The sequence below is a fragment of the Pseudarthrobacter sp. J1763 genome (assembly GCF_050490295.1).
In the GTDB taxonomy this organism is placed as follows: domain Bacteria; phylum Actinomycetota; class Actinomycetes; order Actinomycetales; family Micrococcaceae; genus JBNPEO01.
Genome location: NZ_JBNPEN010000001.1, coordinates 200,265 through 218,790, shown reverse-complemented (window position 1 = coordinate 218,790; position 18,526 = coordinate 200,265). Strand labels below are relative to the sequence as shown.

The window sequence follows — 18,526 nt, the reverse complement described above, 5'->3', positions numbered from 1 at the left end:
TCTCATTCTGCGGTGGCGGTGTTTGTGGCGGCGGTGGCGGTGCCGGCCAAAAGTTCTGCAACGCGAGGTTTGACCTCAGCGCCGTAGAGGCGGATGCATTCCATCATGGCCTCGTGGGGCAAAGTTCCGTTGCCGTACTTGAGGTCAAAACGGTCGACGCCGAGATTCCGCTTGAGTAGCGCAATCTTCTGTGCCACTGTCTCCGGGGAGCCCACATACAGTGCGCCTTCCGGCTCACACATGGCGTCAAATTCAGCCCGACTTCCGGGTCCCCAACCGCGTTCGGCACCTAGCCTGTTGCGGTATGTGATCCAATGCGGGAACAGGGTGTCCCGCGCTTCCTGATCAGTGGCTGCCACGAAGCCCGGAGAGTGGGTGGCGATTTGTTGAGGTTGGTGCCCGTACTTGGCTAGAGCCTCACGGTACAGGTCTACCAGCGGAGCGAAGGCGCGCGGTTCCCCACCAATGATGGCGAAGATAATGGGGTACCCATATTCGGCGCAACGCAGTACGGATTCCGGGGTGCCACCAACACCAATCCAGGTGGGCAAAAGGTGCCCTTCAAGGCGCGGGTAGACGCTCAGGCCGTGAATACCTGGCCGGGTACGCCCGTCCCAATTGACTGGTTTCTGTGAGCGGACCTTGTCAAAGAGTTCTAGCTTTTCTTCGAACAGGACCTCATAGTCAGCAAGGTCTAGACCAAAAAGTGGGAAGGACTCAACAAAGGAGCCGCGGCCCAGCATGACCTCGGCGCGTCCGTTGGACAGGGCATCCACCGTAGCAAAGCGCTGGAAAACCCGGATTGGGTCATCGGAGCTGAGCACGGTTACGGCTGAACCGAGGAGGATGTTTTTGGTCCGTGCCGCTGCAGCAGCAAGGAACACTTCCGGGGCGGAGACCGCGAAGTCCCGCCTGTGATGTTCGCCAACGCCGAAGGCGTGCAGTCCCACCGAATCAGCTAGTTCTGCTTGCTCCAAGATTTGGCGGAGCACCACGGCATGGGATTTAGCTTGCCCATCCGCATCAAGGTCAACGTCCCCGAAGGTGTTGAGGCCGAGCAGGATCTGGGGGTCACTCATTATTGCTCCTTGAGCCAGCCGGCGAGTTCCGTGGCCCAGTAAGTCAGGACCATGTTGGCGCCAGCGCGTTTGATTCCAAGGACGGACTCGGTGATGGCTGAACGCCTATCGATCCACCCGTTGGCTGCTGCCGCCTCGATCATCGCGTATTCGCCCGAGATTTGGTAGGCGGCCACGGGGACCGGGCTCATGGCAGCGACGTCAGCCAAGATGTCGAGGTAGCTCATGGCAGGCTTGACCATCACCATGTCTGCACCTTCTTCGAGGTCCAGTTCAACTTCCAGAAGTGCTTCGCGGCGGTTGGAAGCATCCATTTGGTAGGTACGCCGGTCGCCTTTGAGTTGCGAATCCACTGCTTCACGGAAGGGGCCGTAAAACGCCGAGGCGTACTTAGCAGCGTAGGCGAGGACCGCAGTGTTGCCGAAACCTTCTTCTTCGAGGCTCTGGCGAATGACCGCGATTTGTCCGTCCATCATTCCGGACGGCGCCACAACATCTGCCCCGGCGCTTGCTTGTGCCACTGCCATCTGGCCGTAGATTTCCAAGGTGGCATCGTTGTCCACGTAGCCGTTGGTGTCCAGGACACCGCAGTGGCCGTGGTCGGTGAATTCATCGAGGCACAGATCGCTCATCAACACGGTGTCGGATCCCAGCTCGGCTTTGAGCTCACGGATTGCTTTGTTGAGGACGCCGTTCTCGTCGAGGGAGGCTGTGCCGCGTGCGTCCCGGGTCTCAGGGATACCAAAGAGCATCAGGCCACCGATCCCGGCTTTAACTGCCTCGTGCGCTGCGCGCTTGAGACTGTCCGAGGTGTGCTGGACTACACCGGGCATGGAGGAGATGGGGCGAGGTTCTGCAATGCCCTCGCTGATAAACATCGGCAGGATCAGCTCGGCCGGGTCAAGCCGGTATTCGGCGGTGAGCCTGCGCATGGCGGGTGTGGTGCGGAGCCGCCGGGGACGGTGGTGGGGGAAACTCATGGTGTTACCTTCCTGCTGTTGCTGCCGTGGTTTGCCCCGGCCAGGGCTGCCATGCAGGCTTGAACAATTCCTTGCGGCGTTGGTGTGGCTGCGGTGGCTGCCACGTCGATGCCGAGCGTACGGGCTTGGGCCGCTGTGGATTCACCGATGGCGATAAACGCTGCAGGTCCCAGGTCACCTAGGGTTGTATGGATCCGGCGCGCTGCACTCGGTGAAGCGGCGACGACGGCGTCCAGCCCACCGGCATTCAGTCGTGCCACGGCGGCGGGGCCGTCGAGTTCGCCAGCCCAGGCGGTTGTGTCACCACCTGCCACCGTTGCTGATTCGGTGCCCAGCCCGGGCTCAAGCTCTTGCGTGAGGCGGTGCTCGGGCCGGGCAGGGTAGTCCACCGTATGGTAGGCGGTCACAGTCCGTACCTCTGCCCCTGCAGCACGAAGTCCGTCGCGGAGAGCCTCCGCTGCAATATCGGCTTGGGGCAGCAACACTGAGCACTCCCCTGCCGGCCAAACGTCGAGCAGACCTTCAGCCGATTGCACACCGGTCGGTGCCAAATGCACTGTGAGCCCTTCGGCTTCCAGAATCGCTCGGGAAGACGGGCCGATCGTTGCCACCTTGGTCCGTTCGGGAACCAAAGCAGCGAGAGTGGTTCCACGTTCTGCAGCCGCTTCTTTGAGTGCCCGCACCGTGGTGATGCTGCTGACCACCAGCCAATCGAAACCGCCAGCCACCATGGCATCCAGGCACAGTTCGATCGAGTGCTGATCGCTGGCGCGTTCAAAATCAATCAACGGCAATAGCCACGGTTCAGCACCAGCGTGCTTGAGCGCCGAACACAGTGCCCCAGCCCTGTCTGGGCTTCGGGTGATCAGAACCTTGTAGCCATTGAGTGGCATGACCTCCGCGGCGTGAGAATCAGTGAGCTGCAAGGTCTGCAAATTCCGCTACCCCGCCAGCCAAAAGTTCCTCGGCCAGTTGGATTCCCAACAGAGTCGCACCAACCTCAGTGAGCCCATCGGTAGCCTTTTTGACTCGCATTTGTTGGGTGCCATCAACAGCGCACACCACCGCTTCAAGGTGCAACATGCTGCCCTTCCGGACGGCAAGCGCCCCCACGGGTGCTGCGCAACCGGCCTCCAAGCGAGCCAAAAGTGCACGTTCAGCTGTCACGGCGAGGCGAGTGTCGACGTCGTCAATTGCTGCAAGTGCCTGGGCAAGAACCTCTTGAGACCCGCTCGCGGGAGCATCGGCGGTGCGGCATTCGATCGCGAGTGCGCCCTGGCCAGGCGCCGGGAGCATCACTTCGGGTTCAAAAAACTCCGTAACGACGTCGCTGCGGCCGATTCGCTCTAGACCTGCCGCAGCGAGTACAACTGCGTCAAGGTCACCAGATTTGCCGGGAACCACAGCGGCCTCCGGATTGCCCGGCAGTCCTGGCACGCGGCCAAGGCGAGTATCCACGTTGCCTCGAATGTCCACCACTGTCAGGTCAGGGCGCGCGGTACGCAGCTGGGCGGCACGGCGAGGTGACCCTGTCCCGACCTTCGAACCCGCTGGTAGCTGCGCCAAGGTCAGCCCGTCACGTGCGCACAAAACGTCGCGGTGATCCACGCGCTTGGGCACGGCCGCTATCGACAACCCAACAGTGCTACCGGTGGGCAAGTCTTTGAGGGAGTGCACAGCTACGTCACAGTCTCCGCGAAGGAGTGCCTCGCGCAGGGCGACCACAAACACACCGGTGCCACCCATTTGGGACAGTGGCCCAGTGAGAACGTCGCCGTCAGTTTTGATGTGCACCAGTTGGGTGTCAAAACCTCCCACGGCGGCCAAGCGGTCAGCCGTTTGCTGGGATTGGGTGAGGGCTAGTTTGCTGGCACGTGTTCCAACACGAATACTCATTTGGTCTGGTCCTGAACTGCCTTCAGGTCCGGGGCATGACCGGTACCAACAGTGGTGTCTGCGCCAGCAATGGTGGGCTTTTCGCCACGGAAGTTGGCGCAGCAACCCGGGCGGCACACGTCGAACCACGGACCAAGGTCGGTCAGGTGCGGCCGGTCGGCAATGTTGTTGTTGGCGGTGCGTTCGCAGATCAGGTCCACAATGCCGGTGATGAACTTAACATGGGTGCCCGGGGTGGGAACACGCACTGCTTCAAGTCCCAGTTTCTGGCTGGTTTCCATCGCTTCGGTGTCTAGGTCCCACACAACTTCCATGTGGTCGCTCACAAAACCCAAGGGCACAATCACTACGGACTTAACACCGTTGCCGTGGAGTTCTTCAATCGCGTCATTGATGTCCGGTTCAAGCCAAGGAACGTGCGGAGCGCCGGAGCGTGACTGGTACACCAAGGACCACGGGATAGTGGCGCCAGCCTCTGCCTCAACACGGCGGATAATCTCAGCGCCGGTAGCCAAATGCTGGGCCACATAGGCGGACCCTTCTTCGAAGCTGCGCGGATCGCCCTCGGAACGTCCAGCTGCCTCTGCATCTCGCGTAGGGATGGAGTGCGTGGAGAACAGGATGTGTACCGAGTCAGCTGACTCTTCAGCATTTCCGGCGGCTGCGAGCTTTGCACGGACTTCGGCTACACCTGCGAGTGTGCCTTCAACGAAGGGCTCCACAAAGCCAGGGTGGTCAAAGTACTGGCGCACCTTGTCCACTTCCAGCTTTCCGTCCAGCCCGGTTTCCACCAGAGCCATACCGATGTCTTCGCGGTACTGGCGGCAGCTGGAGTAACACGAGTAGGCACTCGTGGTGATCATCAGAACCTTGCGGTGACCGGCGTCGTACATGTCCTGGAGGGTCTGCGGGATGTACGGGTCCCAGTTGCGGTTACCCCAGTAGACCGGCAATTCAATGCCGCGCGCATCGAGTTCGCCTTCAATGGCTACCTTGAGTTCGCGGTTCTGCTGGTTGATGGGACTGATTCCGCCGTTGGCCCGGTAGTGGTGGCTCACCTCTTCAAGCCGCTCATCAGGGATACCGCGGCCACGGGTGACGTTGCGCAGGAAGGGAATCACATCGTCTTGACCTTCAGGGCCACCGAAGGAGGCCAAAAGGATCGCGTCGTAGTCCTTGGGGGCCATCCGGCCTGCTTCGGTCACGGCGTTAGTTGCAGTGTTCGTTGCATCGTTCGTTGCTGAGTTCACCGAGCTCATGCGAGGACCTCGGCAATCCCGTTAGCGTCGATCCGGCGGCCGGTGTAGAACGGAACTTCTTCACGGACGTGGTTGCGGGCATCTGTGTAGCGCAAGTGACGCATCAGGTCCACAAGATCGGTGAGCTCGGGAGCTTCAAGAGCCAGAATCCACTCCCAGTCACCCAGAGCGAAGGATGAAACAGTGTTAGAGAGGACCTGCGGGAAGTCGCGGCCCAGCATTCCGTGGTCACGCAGCATCCGGCCACGTTCCTCAGCGGGGAGCAGGTACCACTCGTAGGAGCGAACAAATGGGTACACACAGAGCCATTCGGCCGGTGCTACACCGCGCGAGAAAGCAGGGCTGTGGTTCTTGGAGAACTCGGCTTCGCGGTGCACACCCATGGCGGACCAGACAACTTCGGTGCCGGTGAAGAGTTTGCTGCGGCGGATGTCACGAACTGCCTTTTGCAGCGATTCGGGACGGGGGCCGTGCAGCCAAATCATCACGTCAGCGTCGGCGCGCATAGCGGAAACATCGTAGGTTCCGCGGACAGTGACACCTTCTTCGGCGAGCTCGGCGGCCAGCCGGTCGAAGTCTTCAGCAGCGTCGCCGCTGCGCAAAACATTGTCGGTGCGCTTGAATACCGTCCAGAGGGTGAAGAACAGTTCTTCGGCCTCGTCGCCTTCGGCGGGTTTAGTGACAGATTCCATAGATGTGTGGCTCATGATCTCCAGTGTCCCTTATGTTTTGCTTGGTAGTAAAAATTCTAGTCTTCTACAGCACGTAGAAGTAACGCATAACGCAGCTCACGTTCCCTGCTCAATGACGCCCCGAACTGCCGCCCGCGCGTCCGCCACAACGGCGGCCAGCCCGGTGCCTGCCAGCCATGCGCCAATAACACTGAGCCCTGATTGGCCTCGGGCCAGTTGCCGCACTTGCGCCACACGATTTTTATGCCCGACGGCGGCAAAGGGCAGCGCTCCTTGCCACGTCACCACATCCCATGCCTCAACGTCCGCCTCTACCAACGGCACACCCAGAAGTGCTGTTGCATCAGCGAGCGCAATCTCAAGCAGTTCTTCATCACTATGGTTCGTCACCGAGCTAACGGTGGCGGCCGCGTCAGAATTCGCTTCCGCCTGGCGTCCATAGGACAACCGGAGAACGTGTGTACCCGGACCCACCGCCGCGGCAGCTTCTTGAGCTGTCCATTCCCACTTGCCAGTGACATGCGTAAGAGCCTTGGCCCGAATATTAGAAGTTCCTGCAGTTTCAGTCCGAGCTGCTTCGCCTGGTGTGGCTGCCCTCTGTGGTGCCACCAAAATTCCTGTTCCGCGCGGCCTCGCATCCAGCTTTGGTGCACGTACAACCAGCGTGACAAGCTTCACGTTGGGGCCAGCACCAGGCCGGAACGGCACCATCTCAGGAATGGACGGGGCCAGCAGATCCACAGCATTTGGCCCATCGAGGGCAACCACCACGTGCGAGGCGAGCGCCTCGCCTTGGGTTGTGCGCACCCGCCAGAGTGGAGCAATTTCTGCTGCTGATCCCTCAACTGTTGTACCGTCGTCGTCCGCTCTTTGCCCGAGCGTAAGGTCAGTTTGGGAACCGTCTGTACGGCTCATGCTCACCACTGGCAGCCCGCGTTGCAGCACCACGCGATGCTTGCGCAGATCTTCCAGGAGCGACTCAACCAGCCGGTGCATGCCACCGGAAATACCTGCGACGGCGGAACCCGCCGCGGCTGGTCTGGCTCGCTGGGCTTTAACAGCTTTGGCGAGGGAACCCTGCTCCTGGATTCCACGGCGCAGCCCCGGGGCCACCATGTCAACGTCCAAAAGTGCGGCGCTTGCGGCGTGGACACCGCCAACTACGGGCTCCACCAAGCGTTTCAAAACTCGTTGCCCCATCCGGCGTTGAACCAGCTCAGCAACACTGGATAGCTCAGCTTCAGTCCCCCAAGCAGGAGGCATCAACGTGTCCATGGACGCCCGGAGCGAGCCCCACCACCCAAGGGTGCGGCGAACTTCCGGGTCCCACGGATTCGCAGGAATTCCCAGGACACCGGTCTTGGGTAATTCTCGGGGCCCCTGCGGCAATTGCACCCAAGCTCCACCTGGCAGAGGCCTAACAATGTGCTCACCCAAGCCCAGCTCGGAGGCAAGATTCGCTACCGCGTCAGTGCGGGTGGCAAAGGATTCGGCACCACTGTCCAGGCTTAGCCCGGCGAGCTGGTGCTTCCCGAGCGCGCCGCCCCACGTAGAACTCGCCTCAAAAACCGTGACGGCGTGACCTGCGTGCGCAAAGTCGCGTGCTGCAACGAGTCCTGCAACGCCGCCGCCCACTACAACTACGTTCACAAGACCTCGATCGAGTGAACCAACTCCACAATCTTGGTGAGGACTGCGGGGTCAGTTTCTGGTGGAACTCCGTGGCCAAGGTTGACCACGTGCCCGGGCGCATTTTCGCCTGCTTCAAGGACTGAACGGACGTGGGCTTCAAGGACGTCCCAGCCTGCTGAAAGCAGAGCCGGGTCAATGTTGCCCTGGAGCGGGACACTGCCTTCCAGACGACGATTGGCTTCATCCAAGCCCAAACGGTAGTCAACACCCATCACGTCAACACCAATGTTCTTCATGGCAACCAATAGTTCAGAGGTGCCGGTACCAAAGTGAACCAGGGGTGCGCCGAGGTCCCGCACGTGGTCCAAAGCTCGGGCCGAAGCCGGGGCAACAAACTTCTCGTAGTCCGCAAGTCCCAAAGACCCAGCCCATGAATCAAAGAGCTGAGCAGCTGAAGCACCGGCCTCAAGCTGTGCACGCAAGAACAGGCCTGAGGCGTCCGCAGCCCATCGCGCCAAGGCGGACCACGTTTCAGGATCGGCGTGCATCATGGTGCGTGGGCCCAAGTGATCGCGTGAAGGTTTGCCTTCAACCATGTAGGCGGCCAGGGTGAACGGAGCCCCCGCGAATCCAATGAGCGGAGTTTTGCCCAGTTCTGCCACGGTGAGGCGGACAGCTTCACGAATGGGTTCCAATGCCTCCCATGTCAGTTCAGGTAGAGCAGCCACATCTGCAGCGGTGCGGACAGGCTTCTCCAGAACAGGGCCAACGCCGGGAACAATGTCCACACCGATTCCGGCCAGCTTGAGCGGGATCACAATGTCAGAGAAGAAAATTGCCGCGTCAACGTCATGCCGACGCACTGGCTGGAGTGTGATTTCCGCCGCCAATTCGGGGCGCAAACACGAGTCCAGCATGGCCACCCCTTCACGTACCTTAAGGTACTCGGGCAGCGAACGGCCGGCCTGACGCATAAACCAAATGGGGCGCCGTGAAGGCTTCCCCCCGCGGTAGGCGGTGATCAGCGCGGAGTCCGCAGTGCGGCCATCGCGCAGCGGATGAGTGGCGTCAAGGGTCCCGGTTCGAAGCTGCATCCTCTTATTCTGCCTAAGGCCGTTGGAGACATATAACGACACTGTGTCAGCGAATTTACCGCGAAATCGCGCTATGTTCTACAGAGTTACGAAAAAGCTATGCTTGGAGTGCTGTGGTTCTTTTTTCTCTCGTGGCTAGCCACGCCGACGTCGATTTAGAGACTGTTGCTCAGTTGAGCAACGGTGCGGCCTCGCTTGCCCAAACGGCAATTGCAGACTCCCCCTCGGTTCAAGGTGCAGTGGTTTTGGCCACCTGCAACCGCTACGAAATTTACGGCGAGGCCACCTCGGATCAAGATCTAGAAGCGGCCCGGTCCAGCCTGATTGAACAAGTCAGCGAACTCAGTGGACTCAATAAACACGTGGTTTCTACGTCCTTTGGGACCCGTACTGGCTCAGACGTCAGCTCTCATCTTTTTGCCGTGAGCTCCGGATTGGACTCCGCTGTGGTCGGTGAACGCGAGATCGCTGGCCAAGTCCGCCGAGCCCTCATCGCCGCCGAGCATAACGGCACGGCAAGCTCCGGTTTAGTCCGCCTTTTCCAAGCAGCATCAAAAACGGCAAAGGACGTTGGCGCACACACCGCTTTGGGTAGCCGGGGACTGTCGATTGTTTCGGTGGCACTGGATTTGGCTCAAGAAATGTCTGTTGACCCGGACTGGTCCGAAAAAAACACTGTGATATTTGGCACAGGTGCCTACGCTGGCGCAACCATGGCCCTTTTGCGCGCCCGCGGATGTACAAACATCGGCGTCTACTCGTCCTCCGGCCGCGCGGAAGGCTTTGTGGCCACACGCGGCGGCACCGCCTTGACGAATAAAACCATCGAGGCTGCACTGGCCCAAGCTGACGTGATCATCGGCTGCAGTGGGTCAGATCAACGCGTTGAAGCCGAGGATTTGGGCCGGGTACGCGCGGGCACGGAAAAGCCTTTGATTGTTATTGACCTTGCGCTAACCCGTGACTTTGATCCGGCCGTCGGCGAACTGCCCAACGTTGAGCTTTTGACACTTGAATCAGTGCGTCTGGCTGCTCCCCAAGAACAGGCAGATTCCCTTGCTGATGCGAGCAACATCGTGAACGAAGCAGCCGCTGCTTTTGAACAGGAGCGCCGCGCCCGTTCAGTGGATTCGGCCATTGTTGCCTTGCGCCGACACACCATGGACGTTTTGGATGCGGAAATGGAAAAGGTCAGGGCCCGCCACGGTTGCACCGCTGCCGCCGAAGAAGTTGAGTTCGCTCTGCGTCGGATGGTCAAACAACTTCTACACGTTCCCACTGTGCGGGGCCGCGAACTCGCAGCGAAGGGTCAGCAGGATGACTACATAGCTGCCCTCGAGGCGCTTTACGGTATTGAGGTTGATCAGGCCGGCGACACCCAGGCCGGGCAGCGCAGCAAGGAAACTAACAAAAACGCTAGTCAAGAATCCCAGCTGGGTGCCCAGTGCCCGGTTGCCGACGCTGAGTCTGCCTGAGCTAGAAGGCGTTGACTCCGGTCAGTTCCGCGGAAAGCTGCCATAGCCGCTGCGCCGCATCCGCATCGATTGCGTGAGCGTCCACACCCGCATAGCGCGCCGTTGGTGAATCCAGATCGGTGGGTTCAGCCACATCACAGTCCTCGCAATACACACCACCGAGGCCCTCCAAAAGCGGCGAAGTTGCCGCCCATACCGAGGTGGCAGCGCCTTGAGCCGGGGATTTGAAGATCTCGTTGACTTTGCCTTGTTCATTAATCCAGCCCGCGGCCCGCATTTCCTCAACCGGTAAGTGGCGCTGAAGTTCGGTCATAATTCCGCCCGGATGCACGGCGAAGGCGCGCACTCCGTGATCTGCTCCCAAACGGTCAAGTTCAATGGCGAACAGGGCGTTAGCAGTTTTTGCCTGGCCGTAGGCCTTCCACTTGTCGTATCCGGTACTAAATTGAGGGTCCTCAAAGCGAATCGGCGAGAGTTTGTGCCCTGTTGAGGACAGCGCCACCACACGAGCTCCCGGCTTGGCGATCAAGGCTGGCCACAAGCGGTTCGTCAAGGCGTAGTGACCCAGATGGTTGGTGGCGAATTGGGCTTCCCAGCCGGGCCCCACCCGAGTCTCGGGGCAAGCCATAACCGCAGCGTTGTTGATCAAAATGTCCAAGCTTCTGCCTGATCCAAGGAACGACTCCGCGAATGCCTGAACACTCCCCTGATCGGCCAAATCCAAGGAGGCTACTTCTACATCGTCAAGCCCAGCCTCACTGAGGGTTTCCGCGGCTACCTCGGGGCGGCGGGCGGGCACCACTACTGCGGCGCCGCCGTCGTGCAGTGCACGGACGGCTTCCAAGCCCAACCCAGAGTAGCCACCGGTAACAATCGCCGTTTTACCGGCTAGATCGATTCCTGCCAGAACGTCTTTGGCGGTACTGCGAGCGCCGAAGGGCGAGCCAAGGTGTCGCTGCGGGGTGCGGAGACTGTTAGTGCTCATCTGAGACTTCTTCCAAAAGTTGTAGAGGGTTTTAGTAAACCGCTTTGTCCGGTTCCACGTCGCGCACCCAAGCCAACACACCGCCGTCGAGATGGCTGACCTTGGTGTAACCGTGGCTTTTAGCGGCGGCGAGGACATTCGCCGAACGCGTTCCACCTTTGCAGTGGAAAATGATCTCCTTCTCGGTGGGAAGTTGATCCCACGCTTCGCCGTCAAGGATCTTTCCTTGCGGGATCAGTACCGAGCCGGGAATTGAAACAATAGTTCGCTCCCCCGTTTCCCGCACGTCCACGAGCAAAAAGTCCCGTAGGCCTGCATCCCGTGCAGCCAGCATGGTGGCCAGTTGCGGAGCCGTCACGAGTTCGTGAACACCTACAGTGGGCTCTGCGTCGATGCCACAAAAAGCGTTGTAGTCGGCAAGCTCGGTGATCGCTGGTGCGCTGGGGTCCTTGGAGACACGAATTTCCCGCCAGGTGCCGCTTAACGCGTCAAAGAGGGACACTCGCCCTAACAAGGAACGTCCAACGCCGGTAATCAGCTTTACCGCTTCGGTCACCATCAGGGATCCGACGGCGGCGCACAACATTCCGAACACGCCACCTTCCCCACAGCTCGGGACAGAGCCAGCTGGTGGCGCTTCCGGGTAGAGGTCACGGTAGTTGGGTCCATGTTCCGCCCAAAACACGCTGACCTGACCATCAAAGCGGAAAATGGAACCCCACACGTAGGGTTTGCCGAGGATCGCTGCTGCATCGTTGACGAGGTAGCGGGTTTGGAAATTGTCAGCACCGTCGAGGATCAGATCGTATTCGGAGAAGAGTTCTAGGGCGTTGGAGGCTTCGAGGCGTTCTTGGTGAACCCGGACATTAACCAGCGGGTTTAAGTCGTGGATGGCGGCCCGAGCGGATTCGGCTTTGGGCTCTCCGACCCGTTCCACGGTGTGCATAATCTGGCGTTGGAGATTGCTCAGCTCAACAACGTCGTCATCGATAATTCCCAGAGTCCCCACACCTGCAGCAGCTAGGTACAACAACGCTGGCGAGCCCAAGCCACCAGCACCAATAACCAGCACACGAGCATTCTTGAGCCTTCGCTGACCGATATCACCGATTTGCGGAATGATGATGTGCCGCGAATATCGCTCACGTTCTTCTCTGCTCAAAGACTGTGCTGGTTCCACGAGGGGCGGCAGAGAAGGAGAAATGGGGGCGGGGCTGTTCGCAGGCATACTCCAATCTAGGCCTGTCGACGCGCTTATACATATTACTGACGAGTAAAGTGGATTGAGCCGTCAATGAAAGGACCGGAAGTGAGCAGGACGCGCACCACGCAAGAAACATCCCAGGCGAATGCTCGGTCCGCACGTCTACCGCGCGACGAGCGCCGTGCGCAGTTGCTCCATGCGGCTCTTGAAGTGTTTGTGGCCAATGGTTACCACGGTGCCGCGATGGACGAAATCGCTGAAACTGCCCGTGTCTCCAAGCCTGTGCTCTACCAGCACTTCCCATCCAAACGCGAGCTTTATTTGGCCCTTTTGGATAGCAATCTTGAAGAACTGACCGGACTGCTCTTGGGCGCACTAAACTCCACTCAGGACAACAAAGAACGTGTTCAGGCCGTGATGCGCGCCTATTTCCGCTTTATTGCTAGTGACGATCAAGCCCATCGTCTAGTGTTCGAGTCCGGACTAACCAATGACGCTGACGTTAATGCTCGATTGGAAACGTTCAACCGAACCTTTGCTGAGGCGGTGGCCGCCGTGATCGCTGAAGACACCAAGTTGGCACCGCTGGAAGCAGAACTCTTGGGCCGCGGCCTAGCCGGGTTAGCGCAGGTAAGTGCCCGCTATTGGCTAGAAACCGACGGCGATTTGGACCTCGATGTTGCAAGTGATCTGGTCTACCGTTTAGCTTGGCGCGGAATCAGTCGCTTCCCCAAGGAGTCCTGAGCTACAAATGAATAACCTGTTGAATTCTGATGGCTGGGAGGCCTTGTTGTGGAAGTAAAGATTGGTATCCAAAACGTTGGACGTGAAATTTCGCTCGAGTCTTCACAGGACGCCGATGCCGTAGCCAAGATTGTCTCCGAGGCAATCGCTAACGGAACGGATTTGCGTCTGACGGATGAGAAGGGCCGCCAAATCATCGTTCCTGGCAAGGTTTTGGGTTACGTAGAGATTGGTGCTGAAGAAGTCCGTCGTGTGGGATTTGGCACCGTCTAGACCCCTTTTGTAGCTGTTTGAGGCCAAGGAAAGGGACGCTCGCGTGCTTTCACTGATTATTGCCGTTCTTGCAGTCATTGCCGCCGGAGCCATCGTGTGGGGCACAGACAAGCACCACACCTCTTACGGTGCAGCTTTGCCTGCTGGGTTGGGCGTAGCTGTGGCATGCGTGTGCTGGATGGTGGTGATCGCGTTGGGCTTTGGCTATCAACCTGGCCTGACGTGGATCCCTTGGGTGCTGCCGATTGTTCTTGGTACAGCAGCTGCCGTCGCTGTGGTTGTTCCCTTGCGTAAACAGCGCGAAGCCAGTGACCGCGAGCGCCTCACAGCTATTCTCCGCGCCTAGCTTTAGGCCGCTCTCTACAAAAATTCAGCCCGGCCCTGCATGGGTGAGGACGCTAGGGCGTGCTCACGCTTAGGGATTCGCCCTGCGAGCCGGGCAAGACGCCCTGCTACCACCGCGTGGCGAAAGGCCTCGCCCATCATCACGGGGTCTTGAGCCCGGGTCACTGCAGTTGCCAACAGCACTGCGTCGCAGCCTAGCTCCATGGCAAGGGCCGCGTCCGAGGCCGTGCCGATTCCGGCGTCGAGCACTACCGGGACGTTGGCGCGGGCAACGATCAGTTCGATGTTGTGCGGGTTGAGGATGCCCAAGCCTGTCCCAATCGGAGCACCGAGTGGCATGACGGCGGCAGCGCCTAAGTTTTCCAGACGCAACGCCAGAACCGGATCGTCGTTGGTGTAAGCGAACACTTGGAACCCACTTGCCACGAGTTGTTCGGTCGCTTGAACTAGCTCCACGGCATCCGGGAGCAGGGTTTGCTCGTCGGCTATAACCTCAAGCTTCACCCAGTTGGTCTCTAGGGCTTCTCGTGCCAGTTCAGCTGTCAAAACAGCGTCGCGAGCGGTGTAGCAACCAGCCGTGTTGGGCAGAACGCGGATCCCGTGGCTTTGCAGCAGTTCGAAGAGCGAGCCTGCCGTGGCAGGTGAATAGCGGCGCATGGCCACGGTGGTGAGTTCAGTCCCGGAAGCCACCAGCGCCGCCCCCAAACCGTCCAGGCTTGGCGCACCTCCAGTGCCCATAATAAGCCGCGAATTCAGTGCCACGCCGTCGATGTGAAGTTGGTCCTTGGACATTTCAGCCTCCCTGTACTGCTGTAACGAGTTCGACGTCGTCTTCCGAACAAAGCGTTGTTCCGCGCCATTGGCTTCGTGGCACCACCGCTGCGTTGCGGGCAACAGCAATACCCAGCCTGCGGCCGTCAACGGCTTGTCCTTGTTCATTGATCGTTCTGCCCGTGACGGCTTGGACAAGGTCTGCAACGGTGGCTCCAGCGCTAAGGCTGTGTGGCTCCCCGTTGAGTGAAATATTGAGCGTGGTCACGAATGCTCCCGGTCCTTGCTGTGAGTTGTGGGTAGGGAAAATCTGTCCGGTCTAAAAGGCGCCCACCGTACGTCCGCTATTCTGTCCATAAGTTGGCGGCAAATCTGGGCTGCAACAGGCGCAAGGAGAACGCCGTGGCGGAAGAACCCGGTGGCCACAATCAACCCCGGAATGTCCTGGCTTTTGGGATTGAGCTGGCTCCTTGGATCCGAACTTGAGTGGCCAGAGCTTGAGTGGCCGGAGCTTGAGTTGTCAGAGCTTGAGTTGTCAGAGCTTGAGTTGTCACAGTGCAGTGTGGATGCGGCAACTCGCCCCAGGAGCGGGGCGTTGTCTGGAGTACCTGGACGTGGCCTTGAAGTGGACTCGAAAAGTTCGAGCTCAGCCACGGCCGGAACCAACGATTGGGCGTCGCGGAGCAGTTGGTAAACGCCTCCGGCAGAAACACCGGAGCTATTGTCCTCACGGGAGGTGGCACCAATAACTACCGTCCCGTCCTCTCGAGGCACAATGTAAACGGGAACACCATGGACGCTTCCGCGCACAGTGGCGGTCAGCAGCGGACGCAATTTTGAAGGCACCCGGAGGCGAAGAATATCCCCGTACACTTTCCGCAGGGGCAGCCGAAGACCGGGTGGAAGCCCTTGCAACTCTTCTGCGTAAGTTCCATTAGCAACTACCACTTCTTGTGACCTGACCGTGCGGCCATCTCCAAGGTCCACTCCCGCGACCCTGGCATCACTCCACACCAAGCCGAGCGCGCGCTCGCTCAGGTGAATGCCGCCGTCGTTAATAAAGGTCTCTAAAAGTGCTGCGTGAATTCGCCGTGGATCCACTTGGTGGTCTTGGGGAATGGTGTAAGCGGCCGACAGCCCTGGGGCCAATAGCGGCTCCGCACTGCGGGCCCGTGACACCGTTAGTGGTTGTACGTTGAGTCCTTGACGAAGTTGTTCCGCGTACAGGTCCGCTAGGGCCCGACGATCGGCCGCGTCCACACCCAATAGCAGTGTTTCTGTGTTCTGGTAACCGGCGTTCGGAGCAAACGGACGTGCAAACTCTGGCCACAATCGGGCCGATTCGAGAGTGAGTTCAAGGAGTTGCTGCTCTTGATAATGGAGCTCACTCACTGGTGCCAGCATCCCTGCTGCAGCGTGGGTGGCGCCGGTTCCGGGTGCTGGATCAATCAGCACCACCGAACGGCCAGACGTGAGGGCTTGGTATGCGATAGCCATCCCCACAATGCCCGCGCCAATGACGGCAACGTCAGCCTCTACGGCCATCTTCATTCCTTCCCTACGCCGGCACTATCCGGATCAGGTATAACGGTCGGCACTAAAGCCCTCTCAGCCGTGAACAACACCGTGTTCAAGCTCCCGCAGTACTCGCCCAGTCTAAAGGAACTACGCTGGTTCTTATGAGCCAACACGTCCACCATGCTGCCCGTCTCTACCTGTGCACCGATGCGCGCACCGAACGCGGAGATTTTGCCGACTTTGTTGACGCCGCATTTTCCGGTGGCGTTGACATCATCCAGCTGCGGGACAAGAACATTGATGTGGCCACGGAGCTGGAAGCACTCAAAGTTCTTGAGGCAGCCGCTACACGGCACGGACGGTTGTGGGCCGTCAACGATCGCGCCGACGTGGCGAGCCTTGCACAAGCTCCGGTGTTCCACATTGGGCAGGATGATCTCCCCTTCGACTTTGCTCGAAAAGTGCTGGGCAAAAAAACGGTGATAGGTATGTCCACTCACTCCCCAGCCCAAGTGGACGCCGCCATTGCTGCAGCCCCGGGCCGTAAAGGTTTGGACTACTTCTGTGTAGGCCCACTGTGGGCGACTCCCACCAAACCCGGCCGGGCCGCCGTCGGGCTGGAATTGGTGGAATATGCGGCTCAAGCAGCAGCCAAAATCGATGGCCCCATTCAGATCCCTTGGTTCGCAATCGGCGGGATTGACCTGAGCAACATCGGCCAAGTGGTGGAAGCTGGGGCCCAGCGTGTGGTGGTGGTTCGCGCCATTACCGAGGCTAGCGATCCTGCTGAAGCGGCCCTCAAGTTGCTTGAAGCGTTACCCAGCCAAGACGACGTGGCCAACAGCTAGATTTCTTGCTCAGACGGGCCAAGAATCGGTGGAGCGGACGGAGCTGCGGCAATCGTGACGAAGAATTTGACGCTATTTCCGCCACTAAGGTGGCTTTTCCCGCTAGCCTGAATTTCGTGTTTCATCAACGGATAGCCCCACGCGCCCTTGACCCGCAGAGCCAATTGGCAGGTGCACTGAGTGCCCTAAAAACTGAGCTCAAACTGCCCTTGGAATATCCTCCAGTGGCCGTCCAAGACGCAGAAGCTGCTGTGGCTAAGCATCAGCTTCCAAGCCTTGACCTCACGGCCTTTGAATTTGTGACGATAGATCCACCCAGCTCAACTGACCTTGACCAAGCCATGTATTTGGAACGGGCCGGCGACGGCTACAAAGTTCTCTACGCGATTGCTGACGTGCCGTCTTTTGTGAACCCAGGCGGCGAACTGGATGCTGAGACTCGCCGTCGTGGTCAGACTTTTTACGCTCCGGACGGCCGCATCCCTCTGCACCCAGAGATTATTTCCGAAGACGCTGGCAGCCTGCTGCCAGATCAGCTTCGAGCTGCCTATGTGTGGGAATTCGAACTCGACGCCAATGCCGAGCTGACCTCCGCCGTCGTCCGCCGTGCTCAAGTCCGCAGCCGAGCCAAACTTAACTATCAAGGTGTTCAAGAGCAGATCGACAACGGCACCGCCTCAGAGAGTCTTCAGCTGCTCAAAGAGATCGGCCTCAAACGCATTGAACTAGAACGCAAGCGCGGCGGTGCGAGCCTGAACATCCCCGAGCAGGAGATCGAACAAGTCCCCGGTGGTTCCGGCATAACCTACCGGATTGTGGCAGCCCCGCAACTACCCGTTGAGGATTGGAACGCACAAATTTCATTGCTCACCGGAATGGCGGCCGCTGACATTATGCTCAAGGGGAAGGTGGGCATTCTGCGGACCATGCCTGCTCCCGATGAAAAATCTCTGAAAGCATTTACCTTGCAGACTGCTGCATTGGGTCAAAAATGGGACTCCTCGATCTCCTATGGTGAATATCTGCGCACCCTTGATCCAAGCAACCCCAAGCACTTGGCCATTTTGCATTCGGCCGGCGTTTTGTTCCGCGGAGCCGGCTACACCCCCTTTGACGGGGACGTTCCGCAAGAAACGGTTCAGGCAGCCATTGGGGCTCCGTACGCGCACACCACTGCACCGTTGCGCCGCCTCGTTGACCGTTGGAGTCTTGTTATTTGTGAGGCTTTGAGTAACGGCCAAGAAGTCCCTGCCTGGGCAAGGGAGTCTTTGGCGCAATTGCCTGAGATTATGACGGCTTCAGACCAGTTGGCGTCCAAACTTGAACGTGTCTCCATAGACACCATTGAGGCTGCGATTTTGAGTCCTCTGGTGGGCCGGGAATTTGAAGCAGTGGTCATTTCGGGGTCCCGAGACGGCAACGGCAAGCCGGATCACGTTCCCTACGGAATAGTTCAAATTGCCGAACCTGCTGTCGCTGCTCGCTGCGAAGGCGAAATGGAAGCTGGCACCGTAGTGAGGGTCAAACTGGTCTCGGTAGACATCGTCAAACGCGAGATTGTGCTCCAACGCGTGGGCTAAGCACTCAGCGTTGCCAGCGCCACAAGGTAGCCCACCTTGTGGCGCGATCCCGTGATTCGGCTGCTCTACGGCTAGACTGAAAAAGTAGTTATGGATGCCCGGTCGTTGATTGAACCACCAAACTTCGCTGGCCGCAGCTGATGCGGTCCCT

Annotated in this window: 19 protein-coding genes and 1 riboswitch; of the genes, 6 read left to right on the top strand and 13 right to left on the bottom strand. The window is 59.3% G+C overall.

Annotated elements, in window-relative coordinates; genetic code table 11:
* Positions 1 to 2: 2 nt before the first annotated feature.
* From ACQQCD_RS01115 to hemE, 8 genes are all read right to left on the bottom strand, one after another.
* On the bottom strand, positions 3 to 1,079 hold the full coding sequence (locus ACQQCD_RS01115) for an LLM class flavin-dependent oxidoreductase (RefSeq protein ID WP_430266549.1): 1,077 nt from the start codon (positions 1,077 to 1,079) through the stop codon (positions 3 to 5).
* Positions 1,079 to 2,059 carry a porphobilinogen synthase gene (gene hemB / locus ACQQCD_RS01110; protein ID WP_430266548.1) on the bottom strand — a complete coding sequence of 327 codons (981 nt, stop codon included), beginning with the start codon at positions 2,057 to 2,059 and terminating at the stop codon, positions 1,079 to 1,081. The genes ACQQCD_RS01115 and hemB overlap by 1 nt, the downstream gene beginning before the upstream one ends.
* Positions 2,056 to 2,994 carry a uroporphyrinogen-III synthase gene (locus ACQQCD_RS01105; RefSeq protein WP_430266547.1) on the bottom strand — a complete coding sequence of 313 codons (939 nt, stop codon included), beginning with the start codon at positions 2,992 to 2,994 and terminating at the stop codon, positions 2,056 to 2,058. Before ACQQCD_RS01105 ends, hemB begins: the two co-directional genes overlap by 4 nt.
* Positions 2,972 to 3,955 carry a hydroxymethylbilane synthase gene (hemC, locus tag ACQQCD_RS01100; RefSeq protein WP_430266546.1) on the bottom strand — a complete coding sequence of 328 codons (984 nt, stop codon included), beginning with the start codon at positions 3,953 to 3,955 and terminating at the stop codon, positions 2,972 to 2,974. The genes ACQQCD_RS01105 and hemC overlap by 23 nt, the downstream gene beginning before the upstream one ends.
* Positions 3,952 to 5,214, bottom strand: coding sequence for a ferrochelatase (locus ACQQCD_RS01095; protein WP_430266545.1), 1,263 nt, complete (start codon positions 5,212 to 5,214; stop codon positions 3,952 to 3,954). Before ACQQCD_RS01095 ends, hemC begins: the two co-directional genes overlap by 4 nt.
* Positions 5,211 to 5,921 (bottom strand): hydrogen peroxide-dependent heme synthase, encoded by a 711-nt coding sequence (gene hemQ, locus ACQQCD_RS01090; protein ID WP_430266544.1) that lies wholly within the window; start codon positions 5,919 to 5,921, stop codon positions 5,211 to 5,213. The genes ACQQCD_RS01095 and hemQ overlap by 4 nt, the downstream gene beginning before the upstream one ends.
* Before the next feature lie 81 nt (positions 5,922 to 6,002).
* Positions 6,003 to 7,556, bottom strand: coding sequence for a protoporphyrinogen/coproporphyrinogen oxidase (locus ACQQCD_RS01085; RefSeq protein WP_430266543.1), 1,554 nt, complete (start codon positions 7,554 to 7,556; stop codon positions 6,003 to 6,005).
* Positions 7,553 to 8,632 (bottom strand): uroporphyrinogen decarboxylase, encoded by a 1,080-nt coding sequence (gene hemE / locus ACQQCD_RS01080; protein WP_430266542.1) that lies wholly within the window; start codon positions 8,630 to 8,632, stop codon positions 7,553 to 7,555. The genes ACQQCD_RS01085 and hemE overlap by 4 nt, the downstream gene beginning before the upstream one ends.
* 113 nt (positions 8,633 to 8,745) lie before the next feature.
* Between hemE and ACQQCD_RS01075 the strand changes: the two genes are divergently transcribed.
* A complete protein-coding gene (locus ACQQCD_RS01075; protein ID WP_430266541.1) occupies positions 8,746 to 10,107 on the top strand; it encodes a glutamyl-tRNA reductase in 1,362 nt (453 codons plus the stop codon).
* A 1-nt stretch (position 10,108) separates the two neighbouring features.
* Here the strand turns inward: ACQQCD_RS01075 and ACQQCD_RS01070 are convergent, their stop codons facing one another.
* A complete protein-coding gene (locus tag ACQQCD_RS01070; protein WP_430266540.1) occupies positions 10,109 to 11,092 on the bottom strand; it encodes an SDR family NAD(P)-dependent oxidoreductase in 984 nt (327 codons plus the stop codon).
* Between the two features lie 31 nt (positions 11,093 to 11,123).
* The gene (gene moeB / locus ACQQCD_RS01065; RefSeq protein WP_430266539.1) at positions 11,124 to 12,320 is read right to left on the bottom strand and encodes a molybdopterin-synthase adenylyltransferase MoeB; all 1,197 of its coding nucleotides are present in this window, start codon (positions 12,318 to 12,320) and stop codon (positions 11,124 to 11,126) included.
* Positions 12,321 to 12,386: 66 nt separating this feature from the next.
* Between moeB and ACQQCD_RS01060 the strand changes: the two genes are divergently transcribed.
* The 3 genes from ACQQCD_RS01060 to ACQQCD_RS01050 are packed head-to-tail and all read left to right on the top strand — an operon-like array spanning position 12,387 to position 13,659.
* Positions 12,387 to 13,040 (top strand): TetR/AcrR family transcriptional regulator, encoded by a 654-nt coding sequence (locus ACQQCD_RS01060; protein WP_430266538.1) that lies wholly within the window; start codon positions 12,387 to 12,389, stop codon positions 13,038 to 13,040.
* A gap of 48 nt (positions 13,041 to 13,088) precedes the next feature.
* A complete protein-coding gene (locus ACQQCD_RS01055) occupies positions 13,089 to 13,313 on the top strand; it encodes a DUF3107 domain-containing protein (protein ID WP_430266537.1) in 225 nt (74 codons plus the stop codon).
* A gap of 43 nt (positions 13,314 to 13,356) precedes the next feature.
* Positions 13,357 to 13,659 (top strand): hypothetical protein, encoded by a 303-nt coding sequence (locus ACQQCD_RS01050; protein ID WP_430266536.1) that lies wholly within the window; start codon positions 13,357 to 13,359, stop codon positions 13,657 to 13,659.
* Between the two features lie 14 nt (positions 13,660 to 13,673).
* Here ACQQCD_RS01050 and ACQQCD_RS01045 read toward each other — a convergent pair whose 3' ends face one another.
* From ACQQCD_RS01045 to thiO, 3 genes are all read right to left on the bottom strand, one after another.
* Positions 13,674 to 14,450 carry a thiazole synthase gene (locus ACQQCD_RS01045; RefSeq protein ID WP_430266535.1) on the bottom strand — a complete coding sequence of 259 codons (777 nt, stop codon included), beginning with the start codon at positions 14,448 to 14,450 and terminating at the stop codon, positions 13,674 to 13,676.
* Between the two features lies 1 nt (position 14,451).
* A complete protein-coding gene (gene thiS, locus ACQQCD_RS01040; RefSeq protein ID WP_430266534.1) occupies positions 14,452 to 14,697 on the bottom strand; it encodes a sulfur carrier protein ThiS in 246 nt (81 codons plus the stop codon).
* On the bottom strand, positions 14,694 to 15,980 hold the full coding sequence (thiO, locus tag ACQQCD_RS01035; protein WP_430266533.1) for a glycine oxidase ThiO: 1,287 nt from the start codon (positions 15,978 to 15,980) through the stop codon (positions 14,694 to 14,696). Before thiO ends, thiS begins: the two co-directional genes overlap by 4 nt.
* A riboswitch (TPP riboswitch) is annotated at positions 15,968 to 16,081 on the bottom strand. Its footprint overlaps the gene before it by 13 nt.
* Positions 16,082 to 16,108: 27 nt before the next feature.
* On the opposite strand from thiO, the gene thiE reads away from it, so the two are divergent.
* Positions 16,109 to 16,795 carry a thiamine phosphate synthase gene (gene thiE / locus ACQQCD_RS01030; RefSeq protein WP_430266532.1) on the top strand — a complete coding sequence of 229 codons (687 nt, stop codon included), beginning with the start codon at positions 16,109 to 16,111 and terminating at the stop codon, positions 16,793 to 16,795.
* Between the two features lie 116 nt (positions 16,796 to 16,911).
* On the top strand, positions 16,912 to 18,375 hold the full coding sequence (locus tag ACQQCD_RS01025) for an RNB domain-containing ribonuclease (RefSeq protein WP_430266531.1): 1,464 nt from the start codon (positions 16,912 to 16,914) through the stop codon (positions 18,373 to 18,375).
* The last annotated feature ends 151 nt before the right edge of the window (positions 18,376 to 18,526 follow it).

Bases quoted from the DNA above. Each gene is read 5' to 3' on its own strand.
- hemQ (WP_430266544.1), bottom strand. From the start codon at position 5,921: ATGAGCCACACATCTATGGAATCTGTCACTAAACCCGCCGAAGGCGAC.
- thiO (WP_430266533.1), bottom strand. From the start codon at position 15,980: ATGAAGATGGCCGTAGAGGCTGACGTTGCCGTCATTGGCGCGGGCATT.
- ACQQCD_RS01095 (WP_430266545.1), bottom strand. From the start codon at position 5,214: ATGAGCTCGGTGAACTCAGCAACGAACGATGCAACGAACACTGCAACT.
- thiE (WP_430266532.1), top strand. From the start codon at position 16,109: ATGAGCCAACACGTCCACCATGCTGCCCGTCTCTACCTGTGCACCGAT.
- ACQQCD_RS01115 (WP_430266549.1), bottom strand. From the start codon at position 1,079: ATGAGTGACCCCCAGATCCTGCTCGGCCTCAACACCTTCGGGGACGTT.
- ACQQCD_RS01045 (WP_430266535.1), bottom strand. From the start codon at position 14,450: ATGTCCAAGGACCAACTTCACATCGACGGCGTGGCACTGAATTCGCGG.
- ACQQCD_RS01070 (WP_430266540.1), bottom strand. From the start codon at position 11,092: ATGAGCACTAACAGTCTCCGCACCCCGCAGCGACACCTTGGCTCGCCC.
- hemE (WP_430266542.1), bottom strand. From the start codon at position 8,632: ATGCAGCTTCGAACCGGGACCCTTGACGCCACTCATCCGCTGCGCGAT.
- ACQQCD_RS01060 (WP_430266538.1), top strand. From the start codon at position 12,387: ATGAAAGGACCGGAAGTGAGCAGGACGCGCACCACGCAAGAAACATCC.
- moeB (WP_430266539.1), bottom strand. From the start codon at position 12,320: ATGCCTGCGAACAGCCCCGCCCCCATTTCTCCTTCTCTGCCGCCCCTC.
- hemB (WP_430266548.1), bottom strand. From the start codon at position 2,059: ATGAGTTTCCCCCACCACCGTCCCCGGCGGCTCCGCACCACACCCGCC.
- hemC (WP_430266546.1), bottom strand. From the start codon at position 3,955: ATGAGTATTCGTGTTGGAACACGTGCCAGCAAACTAGCCCTCACCCAA.